The sequence below is a fragment of the Caloramator sp. mosi_1 genome, assembly GCF_028622835.1.
Classification (GTDB): Bacteria; Bacillota; Clostridia; order Clostridiales; family Caloramatoraceae; genus Thermobrachium.
In genome coordinates, this window is the sequence record NZ_CP117677.1 from 550,230 (window position 1) to 576,253 (window position 26,024).

Below are 26,024 nucleotides of genomic sequence, written 5' to 3' on the forward strand. Positions count from 1 at the left end.
TCAACAATCTGAAATACCCCATTATAGAGATATTTGTTTTAATGCTATGTAAAAATATAACTTCATACATTGAAAAGGGTCTTTTATATTTACATTACACTTCTGTTCAATCTTATCCAATCTATACTTTATTGTATTTATATGAACATATAGTTTTGCAGCAGTCTCCTTTATATTCATTCCCGTTTCAAAATAAATCTTTAAGGTATTCATAAGTTCTATATTTTTATTTTCACAAAAGCAATTCGTATTTATTTCATTTATATATACTTTTTTATGTAATCAGGAACTTCATCTAACATTAAATAGAGTATCCAATCCTTATAAAATAAAATTTCTTCACTAAGAATTCTACCTATTTTAATTAATTTATTTGCAATAGTAAAGGACACATAATAATCCTCAATATTTAAGCACTCTTTGCCTATTCCAATATTAAATTTTAAATTATATTTTTTCTCTATATCCTTTTGTATCATTTGGCTTAAATAAAGTGGATTTTTATCCTGCGTAATAATTACAAAGCGGTCCTCTGATATGTTATATATTATATCATTATTGGAAAGCTTTTTCTTTATCGTATCTATTATATTTTGCTTTACTTGCTGTACATCAAATTCATTAAGCTTATAGGTCTCAATGTAATTGTTAAAGGTTATTATATCAAGTACAATAACATATCTTTTTAACTTTAAACTGAATCCAAAAATTTCTGCCCTATGTTTTAAAACTGCTATTTCATCCTTTTCAAAACTTTGCTTTTTAGAAGTTCCTTTGTAAAGCTCTCAATTGCTCTTTGCTGGTAGTTTTGAAATTTGTTATTTTCATATTCCTGAACCATAAGTTCAACAAGCTCTTTTATAATTTTTCCAAAGCCTAATACTTCAGTTGGTTCGCCTGTAATACCAACAACACCTATTACCTCATTGTTATTAAATATAGGAATATTTATTCCCTTTTACTCCCTCTATACAAATTTTTATTATCATCATCTATAATTACTTCCTCTTTTCGATTTGCTGCCTCCTTGGCTCCTTCGTGCAGTGTTCCAATTCTATTCTCATCCCCCGATGCTATTATTACACCATCAACATCCATAATATTTATATTTTTACCTAATATACTCATAAGTCTATTAACTATTTTCTGATAGTCCTCTTTAGTGAGCATTTTTATCCCCCTCTAATAAATAAATAGTAAAATAAGGCAAAATAAAATAACCTTATTTTACTATTATAATACATAAATTTATATAATTGTTTATAATTCTATTAAATTAATCATTATGTTTTACTGGAATATAAGGTATTATCTCTTTTGCAAGATTTTGAATAGGAAGAGATTGAAGTATTACCTTGCCAGGTCCTCTAAGCTCAGTTAGGAATAGTCCTTCTCCTCCAAAGAATATGTTCTTAAATCCCTTTACCGTAACAATGTCATAACTAACTGTTGGTTCAAAGGCCGCTACGTGACCTGTATCAACCTTAAGGATTTCACCAGGTGCAAGATTATATTCAACAGCCTCGCCATCTATTTCTAAAAGCACATACCTGGGCCGGTTATCTTTTGTAAAATAAATCCTTCTCCTCCAAAAAGCCTGAACCAAGCCTTCTATTAAATATAATATCTAAATCTAAAGAGCTCTCTCCACACAAAAATGCGTGCTTTTGACAAATAATTGACTGCCCTGATGCAAGATTTAAAGGAACAATTTTCCTGGGAAATGATGAGGAAAAAGCTATTTCTGTATTGTCTCTAACACTTGTATATCTTGTCAAAAACTGATTCTCCACCAAATGCACGGGCAATTCCCTTAAAAGTCCACCCTCCATATTAGTCGACATATCAATTCCATCACTCATCCAAGACATTCCACCTGATTCTGTAATTATTGTTTCTCCCTATTAAGGTTTAAAATTACAACAGGAAGACCTTCACCAATAACCCTATACCTCATAATTTCACCTCAAAATTATTTTTTATTATACTATTCTATCAAACTATAGTTTTTAAATGGTAAAAGTTTGGTTAACATTATTTGCAAATTAAACTATAGTTGCAAGCATAACAGTTTCCACATCTATCATACTTTTCAAAATCACTGTTTGTTTCCATAAAGTTAAATACTTCTACAATATCCTTTATACCCCTTAGTATATCTTCTTCCTCTAAGTTTATTTCAATATATTCTCCTATATCAAGAAGGTATAGGTACATCTTTTCAATTTCTATGTCATATATTTTCTTGACAGCATAACTGTAGGCAACAAACTGTGGAAGATAATGATTTTTATTCTCTCTTTATCCTTTTCTCCATTTACTTTATTTGTTTTATAGTCTATAACAACTGCCCTTTTAGTATCTGAAACCTGATATATATCTAATCTATCAATTATTCCCATTAAGATTATACTTGTATCTGGAAGTGGCACTCTAAATACAAACTCTTGATTTGAAAATAGCTTTTGTCCATTTATTTTAATATCCTTCTCTATCTTTTGGTAGCTTTCTACCATCCTTTTTATTTTTTCCTTATCTTCATTGCCAACTTCACCAAGTTCGTTATTTATTCTATCCTCAACATCTACCGTATAACCCTTTGAGACTTCCTCTAGAACACTATGAACAAAACTTCCAATCTCTGCTGCATTTATACTCTTTACAACTTCTACTTCACTTTGTTCTTCTTCATCTTCCTTTTTATTTAAAAAGCCAATATCTAAAGCGTCTGCATCTATTTTTGCAATATATCTAAAGAAATATTTTCTTGGGCAGTCCTTATAGAGCATATACCTTGATATGCTGAATATTGATTTAGGTATATATTCTATATTAAGGTTTATATTTTCTTTTGCACTATTTATATCAAATGCATCTTCTTGGCTTTTATCTTCAATTTTTTCCTTTACATAGTACTTAAATGAATCTGTAATTTTAATGTATTCTTTAAAATCAACTCCATTCTCTATTAAATAATTTATTAACGTATTTTTGCTTCTTTTTCTTAACAGCACTTAGGGATAAATACCTTATTGCCCTTGTTACCGCCACATAGAATATTCTTATCTCTTCCTTTTTTCTTCCTCTATTCTTTTTCATCTACATAATAAAACAACTTTTCCTTTTTATCTCTTTTATTATTTTTGTTAGGGTGTATATCGTAATTAATCACTATCCCATATCTTTGCCCTTTTTCATCTGAAACCTTGTCATATACAAACTTATTTTTATTGCTTTTTCTATTTCATAGTCTAAGGATGGTAAAAATACTGCCTCAAATTCAAGTCCCTTTGATGCATGTATTGTCATTATCTTTACTGCATTGCTGTTTTCCGTGTCTAAAAAGGCCTGTGCCTCTTTTTTGACACTTCAATTAGATTTTCTAAATAATCTACAAACTCAACAGATGAGTATATTCCTTTTCTTTCAAACTCCTCTGCAATCTCTAAAAACTTCTCAAAATTTCTATACTTTTGCACTCCATCCTCCTGAAGAAGGAGTATATCCTTTATTTTAAGCTCTTTATCTAACTCCCTTAAAAGTTTGATACACTATACAAAGTAGCCTTTTTCTTTAATTCAAATAGCATATTTAGTTTATCATTATAATCCTTTGCTGAAGATATATAGTTATTTTCATTTATTATATTATAAACATCTAATACCTCATTATCTGAAAGGCCTACAAAGGGGCTTCTTAGTACTCCAAGGAGAGACACTTTATCATCATATTTATATATAAATCTTACTAAGTTTATTAAGTCCATTATTTCCTGTCTTTCAAAGTATCCTATACCTCCAAGTATTGTATAGGGTATTTGTCTTTTCTTTAGGGAATTTTCAAACTCTAATATACCACTTCTTCCTCTAAACAAAATTGCAATATCCTTAAAGTCAATACCCTTTCTATTTAGCTCAAGTATTTTATCTGCTACATATTCTGCTTCATTTCTCCTCTTTTCACCTTTATCTTCTTTTTCTAAAAAACTTCAAGTTCATCTTTTTCTACTTTTCTCTCCCTTAATTGTTTTGTATCAAAACTATCCTTTTCCTCCACATCTAATATACAAAAATCAAATCCTGCTTCTCCTTTTACTGTATGTGATTCTTTAGATTTTACATATCCATCTATTAGATTTTTAAACATAAGATTTATGATCTCAACTATTTTGTCGTGGCTTCTGTAGTTTTTGAAAGCTCAAGTTTTTTCCCACCTGAAGATTCTATATTTTTAGTTACATTTTCAAAAACCCTGTAGTTTGCACCTCTAAAAGGTATATAGATTGTTTAATATCTCCTACAACAAACAGTTTACCCTGTTCTATTTTCCCCTCATCCTCTGTTAAACAGCTTAATATCCTAAGCTGAACATCATTAGTATCCTGAAACTCATCTACAAGAAAGTATTTGTATCTTTCCTTTATCCTTTTCTTACTTCCTCTTTTTCAAGTACCTCTAAAGTATATTTTTCAAGGTCATTAAAATCTACTACCCCTAATCTCTTTTTCTCCTCAGTGTATTTTATATCAACAGCCTCTACTAAATCCATAACAAGATGAATTATTGTTTGGAGCTTATCTAAAATGCCTTCATCTTCCTCTTTAGATTTTCTTGTCTTTTTAGGCTTTTCTTCTTCTGAATTTAATTCATTAAACCTTTTAATGTTGTCTCTTGTGAAATTTTTGCCTCCTCTATGCTGTCGCCCTTTGTCTTTATGTCTTTATAAAGGGCCTTAACATCCTCCATAATTTTCTTTGAACTTAGATAATCTACACCTAATACCTCTGCCACAACCTTAAATCTTTCACTGTTATTAGAGTCGTTTACAAACTCATTAAACACTTCCTTTGATATTCTGTTAAGTATAGTTAATGTATCTACCTCTTCAACTATCTGATACATTGGTTCTATTCCTATAATGTGATAATACTCTTTTACAATAGTATCGCAGAAGCTGTGAAAGGTTGATATATTTGCAAGAGGTATATCCTCCTTGATTTGCCTTAGAGTCTCTATTTTTTAGCATCTGTTTCCTTCTCTATAAATTTATTTACTAAATCAATAACCCTTTCCTTCATTTCAAGGGCTGCTTTTTTGTAAAGGTTATTGCAACTATATCATCAACCTTTGCCCCACCCTCAAGAAGAAGCCTTAAAAACCTTCTTGTTAAAACTCTTGTTTTTCCAGAACCTGCCCCAGCGTGCAGTGCAATATTTTTGTCTATATCAAGAGCCTTTGCCTGTTCTTCATTAACCTCATACACTTTTTCTATAAGTTCAATATTCATATTTCCACCTCGCCTTTGCCTAAAAGCCTTATCTTGTTATATCTGCATACTCCTTCATAATCACAACTTAAATTAAAACCATCTTGAACTGAACATATCTTAGGAAGCGTAAATACAGCCTTTTTATCTTTTCTATGCTCTCTTTTATAAAGTTATCTGTAATATGGGATATAACAACATCAAAGTTTTCCTTTGAAACAGTTCTTGTGCTGTGATGAGTTTTAAGTATTTCTAATTCTTTTTATCCTTTGCTACAATAATACCACTTAGTTGTTTCTTATTTTTATTTACTGTATCATTTATATCATAATACACCAATCCCACACATTCTGGTGTTTTGCCTAATTTTTCTGTAAGAATTTTATTTACTACATAATAATAGAGAACAACTTGGATAGCATCTCCCTTTAGCATATCTGAAAGTCCCTTAGCATTGGAAATTTTATAGTCCTGTATTATATATCTTCCTGTTGGATTATCTCCATCATATTCCACATCAACTCTGTCTATTCTTCCCTTTATTTTAATTCCCTCAATCAAATCATCAATCTCAAAGTCTTGTTCTATAAGATAAGGCCTAAATTTAATTTCATTTTTATAGCTAACATCAATCTTTATAAATTTTTTAATGTTATCAAGAAGTTTCTGATTTATAATGTATGTATAGTTGTCATCTAATACAAGTCCATAATTTTTAAAGCCTTCGTTAGAAAGTTGTTCTATTCTATCCTCTTTATATTCAAGCTCTTTTTCTATATAATCTCTATAATAGTTTTCAAGTACATAGTGATAAATGTTTCCATAGTTTAAATTTGAATAAATATCCTCTTCCCATTTTCTTATATTTAGTACATTTTCAATAAAGTATTTAAATGGACATTTATTATAGGACATTATCTTTGATGCACTAAAGACATCCTTCTTGTTACTATCCTTCATTTTGTTTATATCAATTAACCCATCATACTCTGTAAATTCATCAGAGTTTCTCTTTTCTTCTATCATCAATACTTCTTCTAAATAATTTGTTTCTATATTATCAATTCTACTATCCTTTGTTATGCAATATCTTTTTATAAGCTCAGGCTTGCTGTAGATTTTATTAAGATTAAATCTATCCCTCATTGTTCTAACTTTTCTTCCCTCAAAGGCCTTATGGAGTCTAAGTTTATATATTACTTCATCTAAAAATTGAGATTTTGAAATATATGCCCCATCTTCTCCTGATGTCCTGTAGGATAAAATTAACCCTTCCCTCGATGATGCAATTGACAAAATAAATCTTATTTTTTCCTTCTCCATTTCAAATATACTGCTTCCGAAGTTTACACCAAGCCTGTATATAATCTCCTTTTCCCTTGTTGTATATATGCCTGATGCCTTTGATAGTTTAGGGAACTTTCCTTCATTAAGGCCCATTATAAATACATAGTCGTAGCTTGTTCCTCTTATTAAATCTGGAGTTAACACCTTTACCCCATAGCTTTTTTAGGTTTTAATGTAACGGTTGTAGCCGTTATATTTTCATCAAGTATATTTAGAAAATCCGTATACTGCATATTAGAATTTTGATGCTTATATACTTCCCAAGGTTATTTAGCATCTCAATAAATCCAAATAAAGCCTTTAAATCTCGAAACATAATATCCTGAGATATTATTCCTTTTTATAAAGACAAATTATGCTCTTTTTATATCAATTTCATCTATAATATCTATTACTGCCTTTTTAAATCCTTCAAAGCTATCACTATATTTTAACTTTGATAGTTTGTTATTTATCATATTTTCAAATTCAACATAACTGTTCTTTAGATTAGATATTTTTTCTATATACTTTTCCTGTTCCTCTTTATCTTCCATCTTAAAGTCCTCAGGAAGTTTTTCAAGGAAAGTTACTGTATCTTTTCCTTTAAAGTATCTCTCTAAAACCTTCAACACATTATATTTTTCAGAAGTATATATATATGGACTTAATACTATATCTTCCAATAGATTTTTGTTATATCTTTCATTTTTTAATCTAAGTAGTGCCATTATAGTTTTGATAAAAGGTATTTTTGAAAGAAGTTCTGTATCACTTAAGGATATATAAACACCATATTCATTAAATACTTCAAGAAGTATATCCTCATACTCCTCCCTTTCCGGAACTATTACTGCTATTTTATCAAGCTCAACCTTTTTTCTTTATAAATATCTTTTATCCTTGAGGCTACCTGTCTTACTTCATCTTCAATACAGGGAGCATCTATAATTTCAACATCAACCTTTTCTTCTAAGTTTTTGTCTAAGAATAAAGTTTCTGCAAGAGGTTTATACTTTGTATTTAAAAATCGCTGTAGCTTATTTCAAAGCCTAATTCATTTGCAAATCCTAAGGCCTCTTTTTGGGCAAAATCCTTTACATATGGGACATTTAAAGGAAGATGATATATAAACTCAATACTACTAAAATTATGCTTTATTGCCTCAAGCAATTTTTTTCGCTTTTGAATATATCTATATATCCGTCGATTATAAATAAAGCGACATTTTCAAAATATGAGGTACCTTCAACATTTTCTACTGCAACTTTTATAATATCATCCATATCCATAAGATTTAGTGAAGACAGTTTTTGCTGATATGCATTATATATTTTTATTAAATCTTCCGTTTTTCTTGTTAATACATAATCCTTTTGATTGTTTATCTTTTCCCTTAATTCTTCTACATCAACATACTCCTTTTTATGCTTCTTATTGCATTAAGTGCATTTATTGCAAAACCTTTTTTATCGTATACCTTCCCAAAATATTTAATATTATCTTCTCCAAGTTCCTTTAATACTTCTTCAACAAGAACAAGGGATGCTTCATAGGGAATTAATTCAGCATTGCCTATATGACTTTTTGCAATCCTTCTTGATAAGTCATCAAAGGTAATTACATCAACATTATAGAGTGAACCTGCCCTATTTAATATTTCAGCTCTTACATATTCAATAAGCTCTTTGGTAGGTGCAAGGTATATAACTCTTTTATTATTTTTTATTGCATCTAATATTCTTTCAAACAAAATATCACCCCGATAATTCCAATTTTTGTATTAATTTTATTTTATACCTTTAAATTCTTTAGTTCAACATAAGAAATTTTGATAATTTAACGTAAAATTACTCTAATGTTATCTCATCCTATATTCCCTTAAACAATTTGATATTGCCTCCTTTGTCGTTGGAAATACTATGCCATATTTTGATATTTTATCAGTATTTAATCTTAAATCCCTTGGGTTGTCTTTGTATTTTTCTTCATCATTAATTAATATTTCTTCTACTCTATTCTCTAAACCTAATTCAATTAATATATGCTTTACAACATCGTACCTACTCATATCATTGGTGCTGCCTATATGATATGTACCATAAGGAATATCAAATACCTTTACAATATTGTCAATCATATCATAAACATAGGTCATTCCCCTAAACTCGTTTGGTGACGCATAAATCTTTTCTCCCTTTATAAGAGATGTTATTGTATCCCAAAGAATATTTGAAGCCATACCCATATTCCTTTCTGCCATTCCAAATAGCCAACTAAACCTTAGTATCCAAAGTTCTTCTATTATTTCCTTCAAAAGTTCCTCTGCTTCTAATTTATTTTGTCCGTAAACTGTATTAGGAATAGGGGTATCATCTTCCTTATATGGCCCTAATTCAGTATTTCCATTAAAGACTTGCTCAGTGCTTATAAATAAAAGCTTTGCACCTACCTTATTAGATACCTCTGCCACATTAACTGAACCTTCAACATTTATTTTTCTTGCAATATGTGGATTCTTGTTACAAAAATCTGTAGAAGCAATTGCCGCAGCGTGTATTACATAATCTGGTTTAAAATCACTAAATATATTAAATACCTTATCCTTGTTTGTTACATCAAGTTCTTGTTTACCTAACGCTAAGATTTGATATTCGTTTTTATATTTTTCATAAAATCTGCTACAGAAAAATCCCATTCCACCTGTCAACAAAATCTTTTTCATTTCTATTCCTCCAATTTAAACTAATACTACACTTTTATTATACCAAATAAAAAAGCATCTGGAAAACAGATGCTTATATACTTAAATTATTGTTGTGCAGCACAGCCTTATATGAATTAAGGTCTGTATGAATTTCCTCCTTAAATGGATTCTTCTTGAACTTAAATATCTTATAGTAGTGATATATAAATACCGCAATATTTGATAATAGAGCAAGTAAACTCACAACAAATAGTGCTGTTGTACTGTGGGATGATTTTACCGCAAAACGTGATGTATCAACAAAGTTTGGAAAACACATTACAAACATCATCCAAATCCCCAATGTTTGTGCTCTATGCTGTAACCAAGCACCCTTCTTTATAAAGAAGGCTGGTATTGTACAGGATAAAAGAAGTGCAAGGCCTGCATAATAGGAATGGTCCGAAACACAGTTATATACGTATGCAAAGTTCCATAGATCGTATGCAATTATCCAAAACCAAAGTTGGTCTGGCCAAATCATATCTTCACTCTTGTCTTTACTGATTACAATGCCCATCCAACCTGAAATTGTTATTATATTTAATATTCCTGCTATACCATTCATTATGTTCCAAGGTCCACCAATTATAGTAACACCATCAACAAGTCCATTATAGCTGTAGCACTGAAAATCTCTTATTACTGCCTCCATAATGTTAAGAGCAAGAATAAATGGAGGAAACATTAGAGCGTATTTGTTAGTTCTTAATCCCTTTTTATATCTTATTGCCATAAAACCTATACATCCAGCAAGTGCTGAATATACCTTTGCCCAGTGAAACCAAGTGCCTACACTTGAACCTGCCCCTGCTGTTTTTGGCCATACTGTTATAGTTAAAATAATTGGTAATACAACAAATAAAAAAATTGAAATATACTTGTTTCTGCGTGCTATTTCATTAATTAGTATAAGTGCAGCTAATACAACAAACCACATAAGTACTTGTGCCAATGATAGTTTTTCAAACAAAAACATACAAATCCCCTTTTATCGACTTAGTCGATTAAATCTTTTAATATTTAAAAATGTAATTACAATTAAATCGTATCAGAAATTTTTGTAAATGTAAATAAAACAAACTAATTATTACATTAAATTTTAGTTAACGTTTTCTAAAGCACAATGAAAAAGGCGTAAATATATACGCCTTATAAATTAATTACCTCTACAATCCTGTTTGCAACTTCAGAATGGTTTGTAAAACCTGTTAAGGTATTAAATATATCCTCAAGACTACTTCCTAACACCTTTTCCTTTAATTCTTCAAAGTTTCCGTCCGCCACTATTTGACCATCATTTAAAAGAAGTATTCTATCACTTACCTTTTCTACAACCTCCATAATATGGGAAGAGTAAAAAATAGTTTTACCTTCATTTTTCAATACCTGCATCATCTCTTTAAACACTAACGCACTGTTTGCATCAAGGCCTGTAATAGGTTCATCAAAGAATATTAAATCTGGATTATGTATTACTGATGAAATGATGGCAAGTTTTTGCTTCATTCCCTTTGAAAAAGAAGATATTCTGCTATTTTTTACTTCATAAAGGTCAAAAATGTTTAAAAGTTCATCTATTTTTGCATTTAACCTTTTTTCATCAATTCCATATATATTGCCTATAAAGCTCAAGTATTCAACAGGAGTTAGACTATCATAAAACTCAACAATTTCAGGAACATATCCTATTCTTCTTTTATATTCATACTGATTCTTAATATCTTCTCCAAAAATTTTAACTGTACCCCTATATCCACTTGTCATACCTAAAAATATTCTTATCGTTGTACTCTTTCCAGCACCATTTGGACCAATGTATCCAACAATTTGTCCCTTTGGAACTTCAAAGCTAATTCCCTTTAGAACATCCCCACTTCCATAATCCATATATAAATTTTCAACTGAAATAATTGTATCCATTTTAGTCCTCCTTACACTACAGTATAGGTTAATTTTGACATAATTCTTAATATTTTTCAAGATGTTAACTCCCATCAACTTTGGTAAATAACCCATAAATTACATTTAAACTTTATATAGTTTCACTTCGATAAATAAATAGATAAATTTTTAGGAGGGTAGTATATGAATAAAAGAAAACTATTTTACCACTACTAATTATAATTTTTACGTTAACAAGCTTTATTACTGCTATTGCAAAGGTAAAAAAGGTACACCTCCTGCTGCACCTTCAAGTATAAGCGTATCAGGTGTAACTGCTAATGAAGTTACTTTATCTTGGACAAGCAGTCAAGGTGCAACAGGCTACAAAGTATTTATGGCAATATTAAATGATTCCAACTATACACAAATTGCAACTACTTCATCATCAACCTATAAAGTAACAAACCTAACTCCTAATACAACCTACTGGTTTTATGTACGTGCATACAATAGCTATGGAACATCGGGTGATTCTGCTCATATAAAAGTAACTACACAAAATATAGTGGTTAATAGTCAAAAACAGGTTGTTGGATTTGCAACCTACTACTATAGTGGTGACAAATCCTCCTATAATTCAATGGTAAATAATACATCTTTGCTTAATACTGTAATTACACATACTTATATTACAGATTCATTTGGCAACATTTCTGGATTAGTGCCAACAGAACAAATCAATTATGCAAATAGTAATGGAATAGTGCCTATTGCTATGGTAAGTAATAATTTCAGTGGGGACATTGCAAAGCAAGTTCTTGAAAATGAGCAAAACAGAAAGAACCTAATAAATAATATTTCAGCAGCATTAAAATCAAACAACTATAAAGGTGTAAACATAGACCTTGAGGGAGTTTACTACTATGATAGAAGTTATTTAAATACCTTTATGAAGGAACTTTATACAGCACTTAAGCCACAAGGTTATATTGTTGGTATTTCTGTTCCTGCTAAGACGTATGATAGTTTAACTAATAGCTGGACAGGTGCCTATGATTATGCTGAACTATCAAAGTATGTAGATCAATTTATATTGATGACATATGATGAGCATTATCCAGGGGTACTCCTGGTGCTATTGCATCTATCGGATGGGTGCAAAAGGTAATAGATTATACTATTACTGTTGTTCCTAAGGAAAAGATTTTCTTAGGGCTTGCTGCATACGGATACGACTGGTCATCAAATGGCACAAAGGCCTATAGTGTAAACGGAATTTACAACTTAGCAGCTAACAATAACGCAACTATACTTTGGGATGATGTCTCAAAATCTCCTTATTTTAATTATACTGATTCAAATGGAATATCACATTCTGTTTGGTTTGAAAACGACAAGAGCATTTCTTATAAGCTTGATTTGGTAAATAGCTATAATCTTTCTGGAGTTGCTATTTGGAGACTTGGTCTTGAAAATGCAGACTATATGAATATGATTAGGACAAAATTTACTAAATAAAAATAGGGCTTTAAGCCCTATTTTTATTTAGTATTCCAAAGTAATTTGTTCCCCAAACACCAATTATAATCATTATAGCACCAATTAATTTATAGGTTTCAAAGCTTTCACCTCTTATTGTTATACCCGCTATAACAGATACAACTGTAGTTAGATTTGCAAAAACTGATGATTGGGACGCTGGAAGCTTTGACAAACTGTAGTTTACAAGTAAAAATGCAAAGACTGATGATAATACCCCAAGATAGAAAATTGAAATTGAAACTTGGGTATTTATCTTTGATAGAATGTTTATATCTTTTGCTATTATACCTTGAATAAAATACAAAACACCAAAAGTAATCATACCAAGTATCATCATAAAATATGTTGTTTCATAGGGTGTAAAATTCTGTGATGCCCTTCTTGAATAAATATTAAACATTGCTGCACTAAAAACAGCAGATAGTAAAAAGATAATTCCCTTAAATTGGCCTGCTGCCTCTAAGTTGCCTCCACCTAATACAATTGTTAAAACACCTGAAACTGAAACCACAATAAATATCCATTGAAGCTTTGATGGTTTTTCGTCTAATAAAAATGCCGCAAGTATTGCAACAAGTACTGGAATAAAGGCCATCATAACTCCAGCCTCTGAGGATGTAGTGTATTGAAGCCCCTTTGTCTCCATAATAAAATAGATGATAGGCTGCCAAAGGGCAACTAATATAAGGGGTTTTAAGTTTTTACCCTTTAAATTTACCTTAACAACTCCAAGTAATATCAAAAGAGACATTGTTATTGTTGCTGTTGTAAATCTTAAAAACAAAAGTTCAAAGGTTGACAAAGTCTCTAATGCTGCTTTACTAAATATAAAGGAAAATCCGAAAATTAGCGACATTGTAACACCAGCTAAATATGGCAAATACTTCTTCATAAAACACCTCCTATCCACCTTGTATATTCTAACATAAGTTATATCAAAATAAAATAACTGTAATAACATTGTATTTATTATAACTTGTATTCGGCAAGTAATGCCGAAAGACATTGGAATTAAAGGATTTTTGTTCAAAAATTAAAAGAAATCATCCCTTTTAAGTGTTAAAATATAATTGCAAAACTAAAACACAAAAGGGTGATTTCTATGGATAGTTTACAACAAAATCAAAAAATTTAAAGAAGAAAATTAGATTTTTGAACATGAAAGCAAAATTTAATGATACCAAAGTTACTTCTGTAGCAACTTTTTCTTATGTGGAATCCTTTAAACAAATAATAGGATTACCAACTATTTTAGAAAAAGGCGTAACCTATAAGAAGGCCGCTAATTCTACTTTTAATACTGCAGAAATTATAGAATACATGATTGATGCAAATATTCTTGGTTTCTCAAGATTTATGCACATTGAAACATTAAGAAATGATGAAGGATATAAAAAGTTTAAAGGTGTAGATAAATTACCCAGTGAAAAAGTATGTAGAGATCTCTTAAAAGCTTTACCAACAGAAACTTTAGAAGAATTAAGAACTATAAATAAAAAATACTTGACTTAAAGTCTTCAACTGAAGATGTACGCGAGGTTTGTATTAATATTGATGATACTGTTATAACTATCTTTGGTAATCAAGAAAAATCAGGAATAGGATATAATCCAAGGTACAATGGAAGACCATCATTTAAAGAAAAAGTTGGGTTTATTTCAGGAACTGATGAATTACTTAACATTACTCTTGAAAATGGTAGACACCATAGTAATTATAAATTTTTAGATTTCTTTAAGAGTTGTGTAAACCAGCTTCCTTCAAGATATATTCTTAAAAGAGTTAGACTTGATAGAGGTTTTTGATGAAGAAAACTTTTTATATTTTGAAGATAATGGAATAGAATATGTTGTTAAATGTAAAATGTATTCTACTGTTAAAATGATAATAGATTTTATAAATAATAATCCAAAGGATTATATATGGCACGATATAAGTTCTACTTTATCTGTTACAGAAATTACAGTTCCATTGCCTAAATGGCAAAGAGCAAGAAGATTTGTGATTATAAGAGAAAAAATTATTCCAAAAAATATGAATCAGTTAATGTTCGAAGAATGTAAATATAAATATCAAGCAATAGTAACAAATATAAATTATTTAACACCTGAAGAAATATTTCAAGATTATAATCAACGATGTGATGTTGAAAATAATATAGATGAAATAAAAGAAGGCTATGCCTTTAGCGAAAATAGTTTAGTAAATCATAAATGCAATGAATTGTACCTTTTAATAAAAATGATAGCATATAACATTCATAACTGGTTTAAACAAGCAATCATGCCTAAGGAAGTACAACATCATGAAATTAGTACATTAAGAAGAATATTTTATAGAGTTTGTGGTAATGTTTGCGGCAGCAAATATTATAGATATTTAAGTTTTTCAAATAATTGCTTATTAGAAAAAATCATTACTCATATTCAAAAACAAATACATATTTTTAGTAGAAAAATGATAACAGTTTATACTTAATAGTAAAATAAAAACAATAAATTCCCTTAAAAATCCAAATGTTATTTGGGTTTATTAAGTATACTCAAAAAAGACCTAACGGTATAAAATATCATAATAAATGTAAATTTATTCATAAAGAAAACAAAAATGGCAAGTAGAAACTTTTTTAAAATTTACTTGCCGAATTCAAGTTAAATTTATTTAAAATATGGTAAAAACAATGATTTAACAAAAATATGTTTAATTTTCTATATATTTTTAGCCTATGCTTTGTATATCAATTTTTTAAAATTTCTTATGAATAAAAAAATTATTCTGGATATAAATTATTACTGTGAGTGTAAAATTTGGTTCAATTGAAAGGAGGTGGAACAGATTGTTAAAAAAACTCAGCAAAAAATATTTGTAATAATATCTATAATCTTGTTAACATCTATAGCAACTCTTGCAGCAATTAATGCAACTGATATTTTAAGAAACTGGTATTTAAGTGAATTTAATAATAGCACACAAAAATTGGTTCAGAATATGAAAACAAACTCTATAATGACGTGTTTAAAGAAATGGAGACTACATCTAAAACAATAATTAGCGATTCACAAAACGCACTTAGTAGTTTGGTAACAAAGCTTATACCACAAAAAATGGTGAAATATATAAAAAAGTTGGCACATATCTTTATGACCTTGAAAATGCATTAAATGCTATCTTAGATGAAGTTTCGCAACACTTTGAATCCTTTAAAAGGTCTGAAGAAGACAGGATTAAATTAAAACTTGATGAGTATGAAAAGCAGTGTATTGAAGAACTAACAGATGGTCTAGATGAAAAAGTAAATGAGTTTAAAACATCATTAGAAACTTCAAAAAGGATTCAACTGATGCGTTAAAGAAATCAATTGAAGATGCTCAAAAAGAAATAAGTGAGAAAATAAGCTATTACGAAGAGGAAACAACCAACAATCTAAAAGACTTTATTGATAGTTCAATTAGTGAAAGAAAAAAGAAATTCAAATTTCAACTTTAAATTTAGTTAATGAAAAAAATTCTGCTTTAGATTCTACAGCCAATGGAATTGTAGGAGAAGCAAAAGGCAATATGGATAATTTAGTTAACAATATTAATAAATAAATTTTATAAAAGGAGGAATTTTTATGAACAATTTAAGAAAAAAATTGTTTCAGCTGCTGTAGCAGCAAGTCTTGTAGGTGGTTCATTGGTTGCATTTGCAGGAACTGATGCAGGAGAACAATTAAGAGCTTGGTACAATTCAGAATTTAAAAAATCAACAAATAGTATAGTTGCAACCCTAACTAATTACTTTAATACTAAATATGCTAAAGAATTACTAAGCTGGTTTGAAGCTTTAAAAACTAATAGTGTTAATGATGTAAAAGAACACGCATCAAATACTTTAACAAATTCTACAAATTCTATAAATGACTATGCAGATACATATATTGACCAAATCACTGAAGCAAAAGAAAGTATATTAGCTGTAATGGAAAACGATTATTCAACATTTGAAGCTGCTAAAAAGGCTTGGGGAACTAATGAAATGAATAAGGAACAAGAAAAGAGACAAACAGAAATTAATAATGCTGTAAATAATGAATATGCTAAACAAAATACTACTCTTACAAATACTTTAAATTCAACTAAGAATTCTGCTGTTGAATCATTACAAAATGCAATAGATGATGCAAAGAAAGCAATCTCAGATGAAATTTCAACAAATGAAGATACAACAACTAATAGCTTAAAGTCTTTCTTAGACAATGAAGTTAGCACCAGAAAATCAGAAATGGAAACTGCTTCATCAAAATTAGTTGAAGAAAAGAAATCAGAAATTACTAATACTGCAAATACAATAGTTGATGCTGCTAAGGCTGAACTTGATGCACTTGTTGAAGGAATTTTTAGTAATAATAACAATTAATTATTTAAGCGACATAGGTTTTCCTATGTCGCTTATCCTTAAGGTGGTGATGGTATGAAGGATAAAATATCTTACATTTTAATTACAGTTTTACTTGTGTCTTTTTTATAATCAAACCAGTAAATAGAGCTGATGCAGATATCAATGTAAAAGCCACACTTGAAAACTATTATAATAGACTTGCTGATAATTCAAAAAACAAATTAGAGTCGCCATTGATTCTGAACTTGAAGTTCAAAAATTAAGACTAAAGGAAGCAATTCAAAAGGAACTCAAAAGATCTAAAGAGGATTTAGACAATTTTACTATTGAGAAAAAAATGAATATAAAAAGGAATTAGAAAATTACACAAACACACTTATAGCTAATCTAAATATTTCAAATGAAGAGTCTAAAAAACAAGTAATTGATATATTAAATTCAATTTTAGAAGAATCAAAAAGGCAATGGATAATCTTGTTGAAAACTATAAAGTAGAAGAAAATATAGTATCAAATAGTGAAAATGTTCAAAACAATATACAGGAAAGCAATGAATCTCAAAATTCAACTCAAGAAGATTCCAATCAAAATAGTGGAGCTTCAAACGATGAAGGAGACGTAAAAGATGGTTCAAACTAATAAAAAGGTAATTGATAACATTAAAACAATAATTATTGCGATTTTGGCATATTTTATAGTTTCAAACACAGTTTCAATAAGTAAGGTATACGGTAATTCAATGATACCAACAATTAAAAATAACAGTTATCTTTTTATAAATAAAGCAGTATACAAGTTTAAAAAACCAAAAATAGGCGATGTTGTAATCGTTAAATATAAGAATTCCTATTTAGTCAAAAGAATTATAGCATTAGAAAACGATAGTATTGAGATAAATAATGGTGTTGTTTATGTAAATGAAAAACCACTACTTGAAGTTTATTCTGTTGGCAGACCTGAAAATATGAAAAGGACAGTTGTCCCCAAGAATCATTTATTTTTAATAGGTGATAATAGAGAAAATGGAGAGAGCTTTGATAGTAGAAATCCAAAACTTGGACCAGTTAATAAGGATTTAGTTGTAGGTAAGGTTGTATTTTCTATTTATCCTTTTTATAAAATTATGTATCCATTGAATTTGTCATATTAGTTGTAGTTAAAGTTATTTTATAAACCCTACATAAAAGATAACTATATTAAGCTTAACAACTCCCTATTTAAATATTAGATCGATAGGGAGTTGTTTATTTCTTTATCTATTTTAAATATTATTATAAATCTTTTTATTTTAATTTAATAACTAATATATAACTTAAAATTTATTCAGTTATTGTAATATTTAAGTTATTAATTTATAATCAAAGTTGGGGAATGGGGGTGCTAATTTGAGTAAACTAAAGAATAATTACTATTTAAACATATTAAACGGAGTATTTCAGGTAATAGCCCTAAATCTTGCAACTTCCTTTGCAGGACTTTTCTTAAAAGATTAAATGCAGGGGATAATCTGGTTTCACTTTTTAATTCACTTCCAGCTTTTTTAGTATTATTGCAATTTTTATTGGAGGAATTATATTAACAACCACAAAAAATAAAAAACGAACCACTTCTATTGCGTTTTTTATAACCAGATCCTTTTATCTGTTAATGGCACTTGTACCATTCTTGTCGCCTAACTACAGAGCCTTTATATTCGTACTTTTATATGGTGCTATGAACTTTCCAAACTCTATTGCAGTATTTTTATGGCAGTCTTATTTTGCCGACATATTCTCACCTGGAGAGCGAGAACAATACCTTTCAATTAGAAATAGTATTTCTACAATCGCAGGAACTGCCACAACTTTAATTGCAGGTTTTTTATTAACTACACTTTCAAAATCTAAGTCGCAACTTATAGCTATTTATCAATTGATATTTGTTTTAGCCTTTGTATTTGGTCTACTTGAGGTTGTAACCCTTCTAATGCATAAAAATAAAAAGACTTCCTTTGCAGAAATATCTACTGAGGGTAATAGGATTTCAATTAGTTTTTTAAAGACACTGCCAAAACAAAGAGAATATCTCGTTTTTATTGTAACAGTTATTATTTTCCACTTCACTTGGCAGATGGGATGGCCATTATTTCTAACCTATGAAGTAGACTATCTTCACACTAATGAGTTTTGGGCATCTATAATCTCAACGATAAATGGACTTGCTATGGCCTTTGGATATAGATTCTGGGGAAAATTCTCTAAAAAACACGGAAACTCCATTGCACTTACAATAGCTGCAATTGGAATGTCCTTTGCTCCTTTTATGTATGCAATGTCTACTAAGATTAATCACGTTGCCTACTTTGTAGTTATAACCGGGTTAAGTGTTTCAGGTACTCTACTTCTACTTATAAACTCACTTTATGAAGTTGCCCCAAGGGAAAATAGAACATCATATATAGCTTTTTATAATCTTGTAACTAACATAACCCTTGTAATTGCTCCTTGGGTTGGAATGAGGCTTTATCAGTTTACTACAATAAGAACTGCACTTGTTATAGTAGGTATTTTAAGATTTATATCTGGTCTACTATTTATCTTAAGATATAAAAGGGCATAAACCCATTATGGTTTTATGCCCTTTTTCTTCTCTACTACATCCTTTATATAAACGTAAGCGTCAAAAATTAAGTACCTAGATATCTCATCCTCCCATTGATAGAATAAAAGCAAATATTATTAATGGGAGGTAATTTATGGGTAAAAGAATGAGTCATGCTAAATGGGAAGAATATATAAAGAAATTTGAATCATATAATGGTTCAATAACAGTAAAGGATTTTTGTATAGAAAATGACATTTGTAAAACACAATTCTATTACCATAGAAAAAGATTGCAAAAGGAAGAATCAAATGATAGAAAAGACATTGTATTTCACGCTATTCCATTAGCTATACAAGATGAGCAAAAAGAAACTGCTAAATTATCAAAAGAAGTAAAAATTACCGTAGGTAATGTAACTGTAATCATTCCTTCTGATGAAGTCAATCTAATATCTAAAATAATAAAGGAATTATCTATATCATGCTAAATATAGAAAAAGTACAAACAGTTTATCTTGCCTGCGGCTTTACGGATTTAAGAAAAGTATAGATGGTCTAGTAATGATAGTCCAAAGTCAATTGAAGCTAGACCCATTTGAAAAAGCCTTATTTGTTTTTGCAACAAACAAATGGATAAATTAAAGATTCTGCATTTTGACGAAGGCTTTTGGTTATATTATTATCGTTTAGAAGCTAATCGCTTTAAATGGCCATCAAATCCACAAGAAGCATTAAAAGTTAATATAGAAGAATTACGTTGGCTTTTAAAAGGTTACGAAGTAAGAACAGTATCTAAATTTAAACCTATAAAACCAAGTAATTATTTTTAATAGAACATAAAAAGTCCTTGAGAAACCTTTATTTTCAAGGACTTTTATGATATAATTAATTTGTAAAATAAATTCTAAAGAGGTACTTTACGATGAATCACGAAATTTTAACTAATGAAATAGATGATACTACAAAAGCATTAATAGAAAAGATGGAAGAAGAAATCAATGCGAAATCAAAGGAATTAAGTCAAAAAGATGAAGAAATAAAAAATCTTAAAAATGAAATAGAATTTTTAAAGTCTATTATATCAAATAAGAATAAAAAGATATTTGGAACATCTAGTGAACAAGTAGATGCTAACCAACTATCTCTTTTAACGAGGTTGAAAAACATAGTGATTCAAAAGCAGAAGAACCTACTTTAGAAGAAATTACATATAGAAGAGCTAAGAGAAATAACAGTACAGGTAAAAAGATAATCTTGCAAATTTAGAAAGAGTGGTTATTGAACATAAATTAGAAGGCGAAGACCTTAAATGCAAAGAATGTGGTGAAGATCTTGTTGAAATTGGTGTTAAATCTAGAAAGGAAATTATAAAGTATGTTCCAGCTAAACTTATAGTTGAAGAACATATTATATACAGCTACGCTTGTAAAGCTTGTGAAAAAGAAACAGGCGAAAGTAATATAATTTCAACGGAAGCTCCAAAGACTATTTTTTACAACAGCATGGCTTCACATGAATTGGTTGCACATACTCTTACTTTAAAATATCAACATCTGCTATACCACTTTACAGGCAGGAAACATATTTTGATATGATGGGAGCCACACTTTCAAGGCAAACTCTATCAAACTGGACTATGGCGGCAGCCAAAGCTCTAGAACCAATATATAACCACATGAAAAAGAATTGTTAAGTAGAAATTATATTCATGCAGATGAAACTACTCTAACTGTAATTAATGATAATGGTACAGAGTCTAAATCTAAAAAATATATGTGGTTATATATGAGTAATACTAATTCAAAGCCTGTAATTTTGTATGATTATCAAAATACCCGTTCAAGCTCTTGCCCTAAAAATTTCTTAGGAGATTTTAGTGGGTATCTTCAAACAGATGGTTATAGTGGCTATAACTCTGTTTCAAATGCTACAAGAGTGTACTGCTTAGCTCATATAAGAAGACACTTTTATAATATAATTGCAGAGCTGGATGAGGAAGCCCTAAAGGACTCTAGAGCTATAATAGGGTTTAATTTTTGTGAGCAAATTTATAAACTTGAAAAAGAATTACGAGAATCTTATTCAAGTGATGAAAACTATTATGAAATTAGATATAAAATACGAGCTGAAAAATTAGCTCCGCTATTAGATGAATTTATAGATTATGTTGAAAGAGAAATACCTAATGCTCTTCCAAGAAGTCCATTAGGCAAAGCACTAGACTACGCTAAAAAACATTTACCTGGACTAAAGAATGTATTGCTTGATGGTTCTTTAGAAATTGATAATAATGCAGCAGAAAGAGCTATCAAACCTTTTGTAATAGGTAGAAAAAACTTTTTGTTTGCAAATACAGCAAAAGGTGCAACATCTAGTGCTATTATATATAGTATTATTGAAACTGCCAAGGCTAACAATATAGTTGTAGAAAAGTATTTAGTCTATTTGTTTGATAACCTATCAAAAATAGATATGCAAGATAGCGATAGCTTAGGTAATCTTATGCCTTGGTCTCATAAAATACCTGAAGATATGAAAATTAAAGATAAGAAATAAATTAATCCTAGTAAAGCTTATTTGCCTTACTAGGATATTTTAATGTCTTTTTATAAAAGTTGTAGGTGCTAAAATTTTGACGCTTACATATAAACTGATTTAAACTCACTCTTTAATATATCCATATAAATTACATCATATCTTTCTCCTGCTACCTCTATAGCCTCTCTTAGTCTTCCTGCATATTTAAAACCAACCTTTTCATAGCACCTTATAGCACTAACATTGTAGCCATAGACCTTTAAGTATACCATATGCAAATTAAGCATATTAAAGGCATAATCAAGTAAAAGTTCCATTGCTTCCTTTGCATAACCTTGTCCCCAATAGAATTTATCTCCTATTAATATACCAATCTCTGCTGTTCTTGATATCCAATTAATATTATGTAGTCCGACATTTCCTATTAATTTATCTACTTCATTTAAAACTATGGCAAATACATTTTCCTTAGAAAGCTCCTCTATAATCTGCCTTTCGCCTTCAGCAGTAATTGGAGTCTTCATTTCAAATAGTCCAATACTAACTTCTAAATCATTTATCCACTCTGCATATTTTAAATAATCATCTGAACTCAATGGTGATAAATAAATTCTCTCCCTAAAAATCTTTTAAAGTACATAACCATCCCCCAAAAGTGTATAAAAGCTATTTATAAATGTATATTACAGTTGTTAACTTTTTAATATAAAAATTTTATATTATGAAAAAAGTAACATTTCACCTGGGTGGCACTTTATAGTGCCCCTACTGTTAAAACTGCAATTATTATAACCATTAATATAACAAGCAGCCTCCATACATACTTCAACCACTTATCATAGGATACCCTTCCTATTGCAAGACCTCCCATAACAACAGCACTTGTTGGAGTAATCAGGTTAACAATACCTGATGCAGATTGGTAGGCAGTAATTACTATATGTCTTGAAACATTTGCAAAGTCTGCAAGAGGTGCCATAATTGGCATTGAAAGTGTTGCAAGCCCTGAAGTTGAAGGTATTAAGAAGGATAAAGGTATATAAAACAAATATGAAAGAATTGTAAAACCAACTCTACCTGTACCTGCAAGTGTATCTTCTCCTAAATGCAAAATGGTATCTGTAATTTTTCCCGCATTCATTACAACTGTTATACCCCTTGATACACCAATTATTAGTGCAACACCTAAAAGATCCCTTGCTCCATCTACAAAGGTTGAAGTAAGTTCATTTTCCTTCATTCCATATACAAGTCCTATTAAAATTGCTGATACTAAAAAAGTGCCGTTAGTTCTCCAAACCACCATCCTAGGGTTGGAACTAAAGTAATTCCTATGTCTTCAAAGGGAATTACACCAAATACCATTATTATAAATGTTGCTGCAAACATATATAAAACAAGTTTTCTCTTTCCTGTAAGTTCTGGAAATTCTGTTCCTTCCTTATGAGCAAGGAAATGCTCTTTATCTTCCTTTAGTGTATCATATACCAATGATTTAGTTGGATCTTTTCTTACCTTTTCAGCATATCTCAATACAAATAATATTGCTGCTGCCTCACCTAATACTAATATTAGTAGTCTAAATATTATTCCATCACCAATTGATATATTTGCAAAGCCTGAAGCTATCCCTGTTGCAAAGGGATTAACTGTTGAACCTAAAACTCCAACTCCAGCACCCAGCATTATAACTGAAACTGCTGTAATTGTGTCATATCCTGCTGCTAAAAATACAGGAATTAATAATGGATAAAATGCAATTGTCTCCTCTGCCATACCAAAAGTAGTACCACCTAATGAAAATAAAATCATAAGTATTGGTATCATCCACTTTTCTTTTCCCTCAAGCCTTTTTGTAACATTTGAAATTCCAGCCTCAATTGCCCCTGTTTTCATAACTATCCCCAAAAATCCACCTATTACAATTACAAACAGTGCAACATCCACAGCTTCATAAAATCCCTCTATTGGAGCTAAAACTATATCTTTAAACCCCTGAGGATTTCTATCAACTAAATGGTAGGTATTAGGTATTGGCTGTTTTTTAACCGCCGTTGGATCAACGTATTGATATTCACCTGATGGTACTATCCACGTTAATATCGCAACAATCACTATTATAATAAAAAGTATAGTAAAGGCACTTGGCATTCTCAATCTTTTCCTTTGCATTTTTAATCCTCCTAACTTTTTTAAGTATATTTTTATTAGTTTATCGAACTAAGAGTTTAATCATAAAATCTCCTAATTGTTAGTTTCCCCAATATACTTTTTCATATTTAATGTATTTATTTTTTACAATTAATGGTTCAAGTAACATTTCACCTGGGTGGCACTTTTTATTTTTAATTTTCAAAATTATTAGTATACTTGTGTAAAAGGAGATAAAATAATACTATTGGCAAAAATTCAATACAAAGGGTGATTACTGGTATTACATAAGGTTTTACCTTTTTATACATAAAATGTATAATGAATAATGTGAAAACTATGCAATTTTAGTTGCAAAAGGAGGGATAAAATGAGCAAACTAATAAACATCACCTCCGAGATTGGAAAACTCAAAAAGTTCTATTACATAGACCAGGAAATGAAGTTGAAAACTTAGTACCCGAGTATCTCGGAAGACTTCTATTTGACGATATACCCTATCTTAAAATAGCAAAGATGGAACACGATAAGTTTGCACAGGTTCTTCGTGATAATGGTGTAGAAGTATTTTATCTTGAAGAACTTGTTACTTCAGCCTTAAGCGATGAACAAGTAAAAGTAGAGTTTTTAGAGGAAATGCTAAGTGAAAGCAAAATAAACTCTCCTTCACTTAGAGAAGCTCTAATGCAATATCTGCTTTCTATGTCTACACGTGATATGGTGGACAAAGTAATGTCTGGAATAAGAAAAGAAGAAATTAAAATTAATGAAGTAACTTCACTTGCTGACTTAATAATGGACGACTATCCCTTCTATTTAGATCCAATGCCAAATCTTTATTTTACACGAGACCCAGGTGCAGCAATAGGTAATGGTATAACATTAAACAAAATGCAAACTGAGGCAAGACGTCGTGAAACTCTCTTCTTAAAGTATATACATAAATATCATAAAGACTTCAAAGAAGCTAATGTCCCCCTCTGGTATGATAGAACTTTACCCTTCTCGATTGAAGGTGGCGATGAGCTTGTTTTATCAAATAAAGTAGTTGCAATAGGATACAGCGAAAGGACTTCTCCAGAAGCTATTGAAATAGTTGCTAAAAAACTATTTGAAAAACCGAATTCGAAAAGGTTCTTGTTTTTGAAATACCAAAATGCAGAGCCTTTATGCACTTAGATACCGTATTTACTATGGTTGATTATGATAAGTTTACAATTCACCCAGCAATTGAAGGACCTCTTAGTGTATATGAAGTGACTAAAGGTTCTGGAAACAGCTTGAAATTCAAACACAATACAAGCCCACTTGAAGAAATATTAATGGATGCCCTACACCTTGACAGCGTTGAACTTATAAAATGTGGTGGTGGTGACTACATAATTGCTGGACGCGAACAATGGAATGACGGTTCTAATACATTAGCGATAGCTCCAGGTGTTGTTGTAACCTATGAAAGAAACTACGTAACAAATGAAATACTTGATAAGAAGGGCATTAAAGTACTAACTATACCAAGTTCAGAACTATCCCGGGGTCGTGGTGGCCCGAGATGTATGAGTATGCCACTTTATAGAGAAAATATTAATTTGTAAAAAATAAATTTAC

General features: G+C 29.9%; 34 protein-coding genes and 8 pseudogenes. 16 read left to right on the forward strand and 26 right to left on the reverse strand.

Translation table 11 applies throughout. The annotated features are described in order from the left end of the window. Positions 1–21 precede the first annotated feature (21 nt). The 23 genes and pseudogenes from PL321_RS03870 to PL321_RS03975 all read right to left on the reverse strand — a co-directional run bounded on the left by PL321_RS03870 (position 22) and on the right by PL321_RS03975 (position 11,260). On the reverse strand, positions 22–213 hold the full coding sequence (locus tag PL321_RS03870) for a PucR family transcriptional regulator (protein ID WP_273963532.1): 192 nt from the start codon (positions 211–213) through the stop codon (positions 22–24). A gap of 47 nt (positions 214–260) precedes the next feature. Further along, positions 261–737: a hypothetical protein gene (locus PL321_RS03875; RefSeq protein ID WP_273964385.1), complete on the reverse strand. Its 477-nt coding sequence runs from the start codon at positions 735–737 to the stop codon at positions 261–263. Next, positions 734–1,170 (reverse strand): annotated as a pseudogene (locus PL321_RS19590) (sugar diacid recognition domain-containing protein). The gene PL321_RS03875 and the pseudogene PL321_RS19590 overlap by 4 nt, the downstream one beginning before the upstream one ends. 106 nt (positions 1,171–1,276) lie before the next feature. Beyond that, a complete protein-coding gene (locus tag PL321_RS19595; RefSeq protein ID WP_337960952.1) occupies positions 1,277–1,546 on the reverse strand; it encodes an AIM24 family protein in 270 nt (89 codons plus the stop codon). A gap of 13 nt (positions 1,547–1,559) precedes the next feature. Further along, a complete protein-coding gene (locus PL321_RS19600; RefSeq protein ID WP_337960953.1) occupies positions 1,560–1,862 on the reverse strand; it encodes an AIM24 family protein in 303 nt (100 codons plus the stop codon). 172 nt (positions 1,863–2,034) lie between these two features. Next, positions 2,035–2,217: a hypothetical protein gene (locus tag PL321_RS03895; RefSeq protein WP_273963534.1), complete on the reverse strand. Its 183-nt coding sequence runs from the start codon at positions 2,215–2,217 to the stop codon at positions 2,035–2,037. Positions 2,218–2,228: 11 nt separating this feature from the next. Continuing rightward, positions 2,229–3,014, reverse strand: coding sequence for a RecB family exonuclease (locus PL321_RS03900; protein ID WP_273963535.1), 786 nt, complete (start codon positions 3,012–3,014; stop codon positions 2,229–2,231). Between the two features lie 157 nt (positions 3,015–3,171). Continuing rightward, positions 3,172–3,309 carry a hypothetical protein gene (locus PL321_RS03905; protein WP_337960954.1) on the reverse strand — a complete coding sequence of 46 codons (138 nt, stop codon included), beginning with the start codon at positions 3,307–3,309 and terminating at the stop codon, positions 3,172–3,174. Positions 3,310–3,338: 29 nt separating this feature from the next. Continuing rightward, positions 3,339–3,479: a hypothetical protein gene (locus PL321_RS03910; protein ID WP_273963536.1), complete on the reverse strand. Its 141-nt coding sequence runs from the start codon at positions 3,477–3,479 to the stop codon at positions 3,339–3,341. A gap of 56 nt (positions 3,480–3,535) precedes the next feature. Continuing rightward, a pseudogene (locus tag PL321_RS03915) lies at positions 3,536–3,952 on the reverse strand (3'-5' exonuclease); the annotation flags it as partial. A 26-nt stretch (positions 3,953–3,978) separates the two neighbouring features. Then, positions 3,979–4,146, reverse strand: a complete 168-nt coding sequence (locus tag PL321_RS03920) for a hypothetical protein (RefSeq protein ID WP_273963537.1) — start codon at positions 4,144–4,146, stop codon at positions 3,979–3,981. A gap of 88 nt (positions 4,147–4,234) precedes the next feature. Beyond that, complete coding sequence (locus PL321_RS20910) at positions 4,235–4,423, reverse strand: UvrD-helicase domain-containing protein (protein ID WP_443110735.1); 189 nt, start codon at positions 4,421–4,423, stop codon at positions 4,235–4,237. After that, positions 4,420–4,548: a hypothetical protein gene (locus PL321_RS03925; protein WP_273963538.1), complete on the reverse strand. Its 129-nt coding sequence runs from the start codon at positions 4,546–4,548 to the stop codon at positions 4,420–4,422. Before PL321_RS03925 ends, PL321_RS20910 begins: the two co-directional genes overlap by 4 nt. Positions 4,549–4,640: 92 nt before the next feature. Beyond that, positions 4,641–5,015 carry a UvrD-helicase domain-containing protein gene (locus tag PL321_RS03930; protein WP_337961066.1) on the reverse strand — a complete coding sequence of 125 codons (375 nt, stop codon included), beginning with the start codon at positions 5,013–5,015 and terminating at the stop codon, positions 4,641–4,643. A gap of 58 nt (positions 5,016–5,073) precedes the next feature. Then, positions 5,074–5,286, reverse strand: a complete 213-nt coding sequence (locus PL321_RS03935; RefSeq protein WP_273963539.1) for a UvrD-helicase domain-containing protein — start codon at positions 5,284–5,286, stop codon at positions 5,074–5,076. A 231-nt stretch (positions 5,287–5,517) separates the two neighbouring features. Continuing rightward, positions 5,518–6,756, reverse strand: a complete 1,239-nt coding sequence (locus PL321_RS03940) for a PD-(D/E)XK nuclease family protein (protein ID WP_273963540.1) — start codon at positions 6,754–6,756, stop codon at positions 5,518–5,520. A gap of 209 nt (positions 6,757–6,965) precedes the next feature. Continuing rightward, positions 6,966–7,322 carry a hypothetical protein gene (locus tag PL321_RS03945; protein ID WP_337960955.1) on the reverse strand — a complete coding sequence of 119 codons (357 nt, stop codon included), beginning with the start codon at positions 7,320–7,322 and terminating at the stop codon, positions 6,966–6,968. A 292-nt stretch (positions 7,323–7,614) separates the two neighbouring features. Further along, entirely contained in the window at positions 7,615–7,764 is a 150-nt protein-coding gene (locus PL321_RS03950; protein WP_273963541.1) for a hypothetical protein, read from the reverse strand. Then, positions 7,749–7,979, reverse strand: a complete 231-nt coding sequence (locus PL321_RS19605; protein WP_337961067.1) for a hypothetical protein — start codon at positions 7,977–7,979, stop codon at positions 7,749–7,751. The genes PL321_RS03950 and PL321_RS19605 overlap by 16 nt, the downstream gene beginning before the upstream one ends. Before the next feature lie 17 nt (positions 7,980–7,996). Next, entirely contained in the window at positions 7,997–8,344 is a 348-nt protein-coding gene (locus PL321_RS03960; RefSeq protein WP_273963543.1) for a hypothetical protein, read from the reverse strand. Positions 8,345–8,452: 108 nt separating this feature from the next. Next, on the reverse strand, positions 8,453–9,316 hold the full coding sequence (locus tag PL321_RS03965; RefSeq protein WP_273963544.1) for an SDR family oxidoreductase: 864 nt from the start codon (positions 9,314–9,316) through the stop codon (positions 8,453–8,455). A 73-nt stretch (positions 9,317–9,389) separates the two neighbouring features. Then, a complete protein-coding gene (locus tag PL321_RS03970; protein ID WP_273963545.1) occupies positions 9,390–10,316 on the reverse strand; it encodes a DUF5692 family protein in 927 nt (308 codons plus the stop codon). Positions 10,317–10,489: 173 nt separating this feature from the next. Continuing rightward, entirely contained in the window at positions 10,490–11,260 is a 771-nt protein-coding gene (locus tag PL321_RS03975; protein WP_273963546.1) for an ABC transporter ATP-binding protein, read from the reverse strand. Between the two features lie 277 nt (positions 11,261–11,537). Here PL321_RS03975 and PL321_RS03980 point away from each other — a divergent pair, with 277 nt between their 5' ends. Both PL321_RS03980 and PL321_RS03985 read left to right on the forward strand, forming a co-directional pair. Further along, entirely contained in the window at positions 11,538–12,392 is an 855-nt protein-coding gene (locus PL321_RS03980; protein ID WP_273964388.1) for a glycosyl hydrolase family 18 protein, read from the forward strand. Beyond that, a complete protein-coding gene (locus PL321_RS03985) occupies positions 12,380–12,742 on the forward strand; it encodes a glycosyl hydrolase family 18 protein (protein ID WP_273963547.1) in 363 nt (120 codons plus the stop codon). The genes PL321_RS03980 and PL321_RS03985 overlap by 13 nt, the downstream gene beginning before the upstream one ends. 10 nt (positions 12,743–12,752) lie before the next feature. On the opposite strand, the gene PL321_RS03990 is transcribed toward PL321_RS03985, so the two are convergent. Continuing rightward, on the reverse strand, positions 12,753–13,658 hold the full coding sequence (locus PL321_RS03990; protein ID WP_273963548.1) for a DMT family transporter: 906 nt from the start codon (positions 13,656–13,658) through the stop codon (positions 12,753–12,755). A gap of 251 nt (positions 13,659–13,909) precedes the next feature. Between PL321_RS03990 and PL321_RS03995 the strand changes: the two are divergent. The 13 genes and pseudogenes from PL321_RS03995 to PL321_RS20915 all read left to right on the forward strand — a co-directional run bounded on the left by PL321_RS03995 (position 13,910) and on the right by PL321_RS20915 (position 22,283). Beyond that, a pseudogene (locus PL321_RS03995) lies at positions 13,910–15,244 on the forward strand (IS1380 family transposase). A 348-nt stretch (positions 15,245–15,592) separates the two neighbouring features. Further along, positions 15,593–15,814, forward strand: a complete 222-nt coding sequence (locus PL321_RS04000; protein ID WP_273963549.1) for a hypothetical protein — start codon at positions 15,593–15,595, stop codon at positions 15,812–15,814. A gap of 627 nt (positions 15,815–16,441) precedes the next feature. Then, entirely contained in the window at positions 16,442–17,164 is a 723-nt protein-coding gene (locus PL321_RS04005; RefSeq protein WP_273963550.1) for a hypothetical protein, read from the forward strand. Positions 17,165–17,610: 446 nt separating this feature from the next. Next, positions 17,611–17,784, forward strand: coding sequence for a hypothetical protein (locus PL321_RS04010; RefSeq protein WP_273963551.1), 174 nt, complete (start codon positions 17,611–17,613; stop codon positions 17,782–17,784). Beyond that, positions 17,771–18,295, forward strand: coding sequence for a signal peptidase I (gene lepB / locus PL321_RS04015; protein WP_273963552.1), 525 nt, complete (start codon positions 17,771–17,773; stop codon positions 18,293–18,295). The genes PL321_RS04010 and lepB overlap by 14 nt, the downstream gene beginning before the upstream one ends. Before the next feature lie 392 nt (positions 18,296–18,687). Further along, positions 18,688–19,200, forward strand: a pseudogene (locus tag PL321_RS19610) (MFS transporter); the annotation flags it as partial. Between the two features lie 33 nt (positions 19,201–19,233). Beyond that, positions 19,234–19,743 carry an MFS transporter gene (locus tag PL321_RS19615; RefSeq protein WP_337961068.1) on the forward strand — a complete coding sequence of 170 codons (510 nt, stop codon included), beginning with the start codon at positions 19,234–19,236 and terminating at the stop codon, positions 19,741–19,743. A gap of 136 nt (positions 19,744–19,879) precedes the next feature. Beyond that, a complete protein-coding gene (gene tnpA / locus PL321_RS04025) occupies positions 19,880–20,215 on the forward strand; it encodes an IS66 family insertion sequence element accessory protein TnpA (protein WP_273963553.1) in 336 nt (111 codons plus the stop codon). 73 nt (positions 20,216–20,288) lie between these two features. Then, positions 20,289–20,557: pseudogene (gene tnpB, locus PL321_RS04030) on the forward strand (IS66 family insertion sequence element accessory protein TnpB). Between the two features lie 92 nt (positions 20,558–20,649). Next, positions 20,650–20,925 (forward strand): transposase, encoded by a 276-nt coding sequence (locus PL321_RS04035; protein ID WP_273962931.1) that lies wholly within the window; start codon positions 20,650–20,652, stop codon positions 20,923–20,925. Positions 20,926–20,998: 73 nt separating this feature from the next. Further along, positions 20,999–21,322 (forward strand): IS66 family transposase zinc-finger binding domain-containing protein, encoded by a 324-nt coding sequence (locus PL321_RS04040; RefSeq protein WP_273963554.1) that lies wholly within the window; start codon positions 20,999–21,001, stop codon positions 21,320–21,322. Continuing rightward, positions 21,322–22,124 (forward strand): annotated as a pseudogene (gene tnpC, locus PL321_RS04045) (IS66 family transposase); the annotation flags it as partial. The gene PL321_RS04040 and the pseudogene tnpC, both read left to right, overlap by 1 nt. Positions 22,125–22,145: 21 nt before the next feature. Continuing rightward, positions 22,146–22,283: a hypothetical protein gene (locus PL321_RS20915; protein ID WP_443110736.1), complete on the forward strand. Its 138-nt coding sequence runs from the start codon at positions 22,146–22,148 to the stop codon at positions 22,281–22,283. 83 nt (positions 22,284–22,366) lie between these two features. Here the strand turns inward: PL321_RS20915 and PL321_RS04050 are convergent, their stop codons facing one another. Further along, a complete protein-coding gene (locus PL321_RS04050; protein WP_337961069.1) occupies positions 22,367–22,891 on the reverse strand; it encodes a GNAT family N-acetyltransferase in 525 nt (174 codons plus the stop codon). Positions 22,892–23,019: 128 nt separating this feature from the next. Further along, positions 23,020–24,437, reverse strand: a pseudogene (locus PL321_RS20920) (YfcC family protein). A 349-nt stretch (positions 24,438–24,786) separates the two neighbouring features. On the opposite strand from PL321_RS20920, the pseudogene arcA reads away from it, so the two are divergent. Further along, a pseudogene (gene arcA, locus PL321_RS04065) lies at positions 24,787–26,011 on the forward strand (arginine deiminase). Positions 26,012–26,024: the final 13 nt, after the last annotated feature.

Excerpts from the sequence above, each read along its gene's own strand:
- PL321_RS03870 (WP_273963532.1), bottom strand. The coding sequence starts at position 213 with ATGAATACCTTAAAGATTTATTTTGAAACGGGAATGAATATAAAGGAG.
- PL321_RS04010 (WP_273963551.1), top strand. The coding sequence starts at position 17,611 with ATGGATAATCTTGTTGAAAACTATAAAGTAGAAGAAAATATAGTATCA.
- PL321_RS03895 (WP_273963534.1), bottom strand. The coding sequence starts at position 2,217 with ATGTACCTATACCTTCTTGATATAGGAGAATATATTGAAATAAACTTA.
- PL321_RS03975 (WP_273963546.1), bottom strand. The coding sequence starts at position 11,260 with ATGGATACAATTATTTCAGTTGAAAATTTATATATGGATTATGGAAGT.
- PL321_RS04035 (WP_273962931.1), top strand. The coding sequence starts at position 20,650 with ATGAATCACGAAATTTTAACTAATGAAATAGATGATACTACAAAAGCA.
- PL321_RS03935 (WP_273963539.1), bottom strand. The coding sequence starts at position 5,286 with ATGAATATTGAACTTATAGAAAAAGTGTATGAGGTTAATGAAGAACAG.
- PL321_RS03970 (WP_273963545.1), bottom strand. The coding sequence starts at position 10,316 with ATGTTTTTGTTTGAAAAACTATCATTGGCACAAGTACTTATGTGGTTT.
- tnpA (WP_273963553.1), top strand. The coding sequence starts at position 19,880 with ATGGGTAAAAGAATGAGTCATGCTAAATGGGAAGAATATATAAAGAAA.
- PL321_RS03905 (WP_337960954.1), bottom strand. The coding sequence starts at position 3,309 with ATGACAATACATGCATCAAAGGGACTTGAATTTGAGGCAGTATTTTTA.
- PL321_RS19600 (WP_337960953.1), bottom strand. The coding sequence starts at position 1,862 with ATGAGTGATGGAATTGATATGTCGACTAATATGGAGGGTGGACTTTTA.
- PL321_RS03925 (WP_273963538.1), bottom strand. The coding sequence starts at position 4,548 with ATGGATTTAGTAGAGGCTGTTGATATAAAATACACTGAGGAGAAAAAG.
- lepB (WP_273963552.1), top strand. The coding sequence starts at position 17,771 with ATGGTTCAAACTAATAAAAAGGTAATTGATAACATTAAAACAATAATT.
- PL321_RS03945 (WP_337960955.1), bottom strand. The coding sequence starts at position 7,322 with ATGGCACTACTTAGATTAAAAAATGAAAGATATAACAAAAATCTATTG.
- PL321_RS03990 (WP_273963548.1), bottom strand. The coding sequence starts at position 13,658 with ATGAAGAAGTATTTGCCATATTTAGCTGGTGTTACAATGTCGCTAATT.
- PL321_RS03965 (WP_273963544.1), bottom strand. The coding sequence starts at position 9,316 with ATGAAAAAGATTTTGTTGACAGGTGGAATGGGATTTTTCTGTAGCAGA.
- PL321_RS03920 (WP_273963537.1), bottom strand. The coding sequence starts at position 4,146 with ATGTTTAAAAATCTAATAGATGGATATGTAAAATCTAAAGAATCACAT.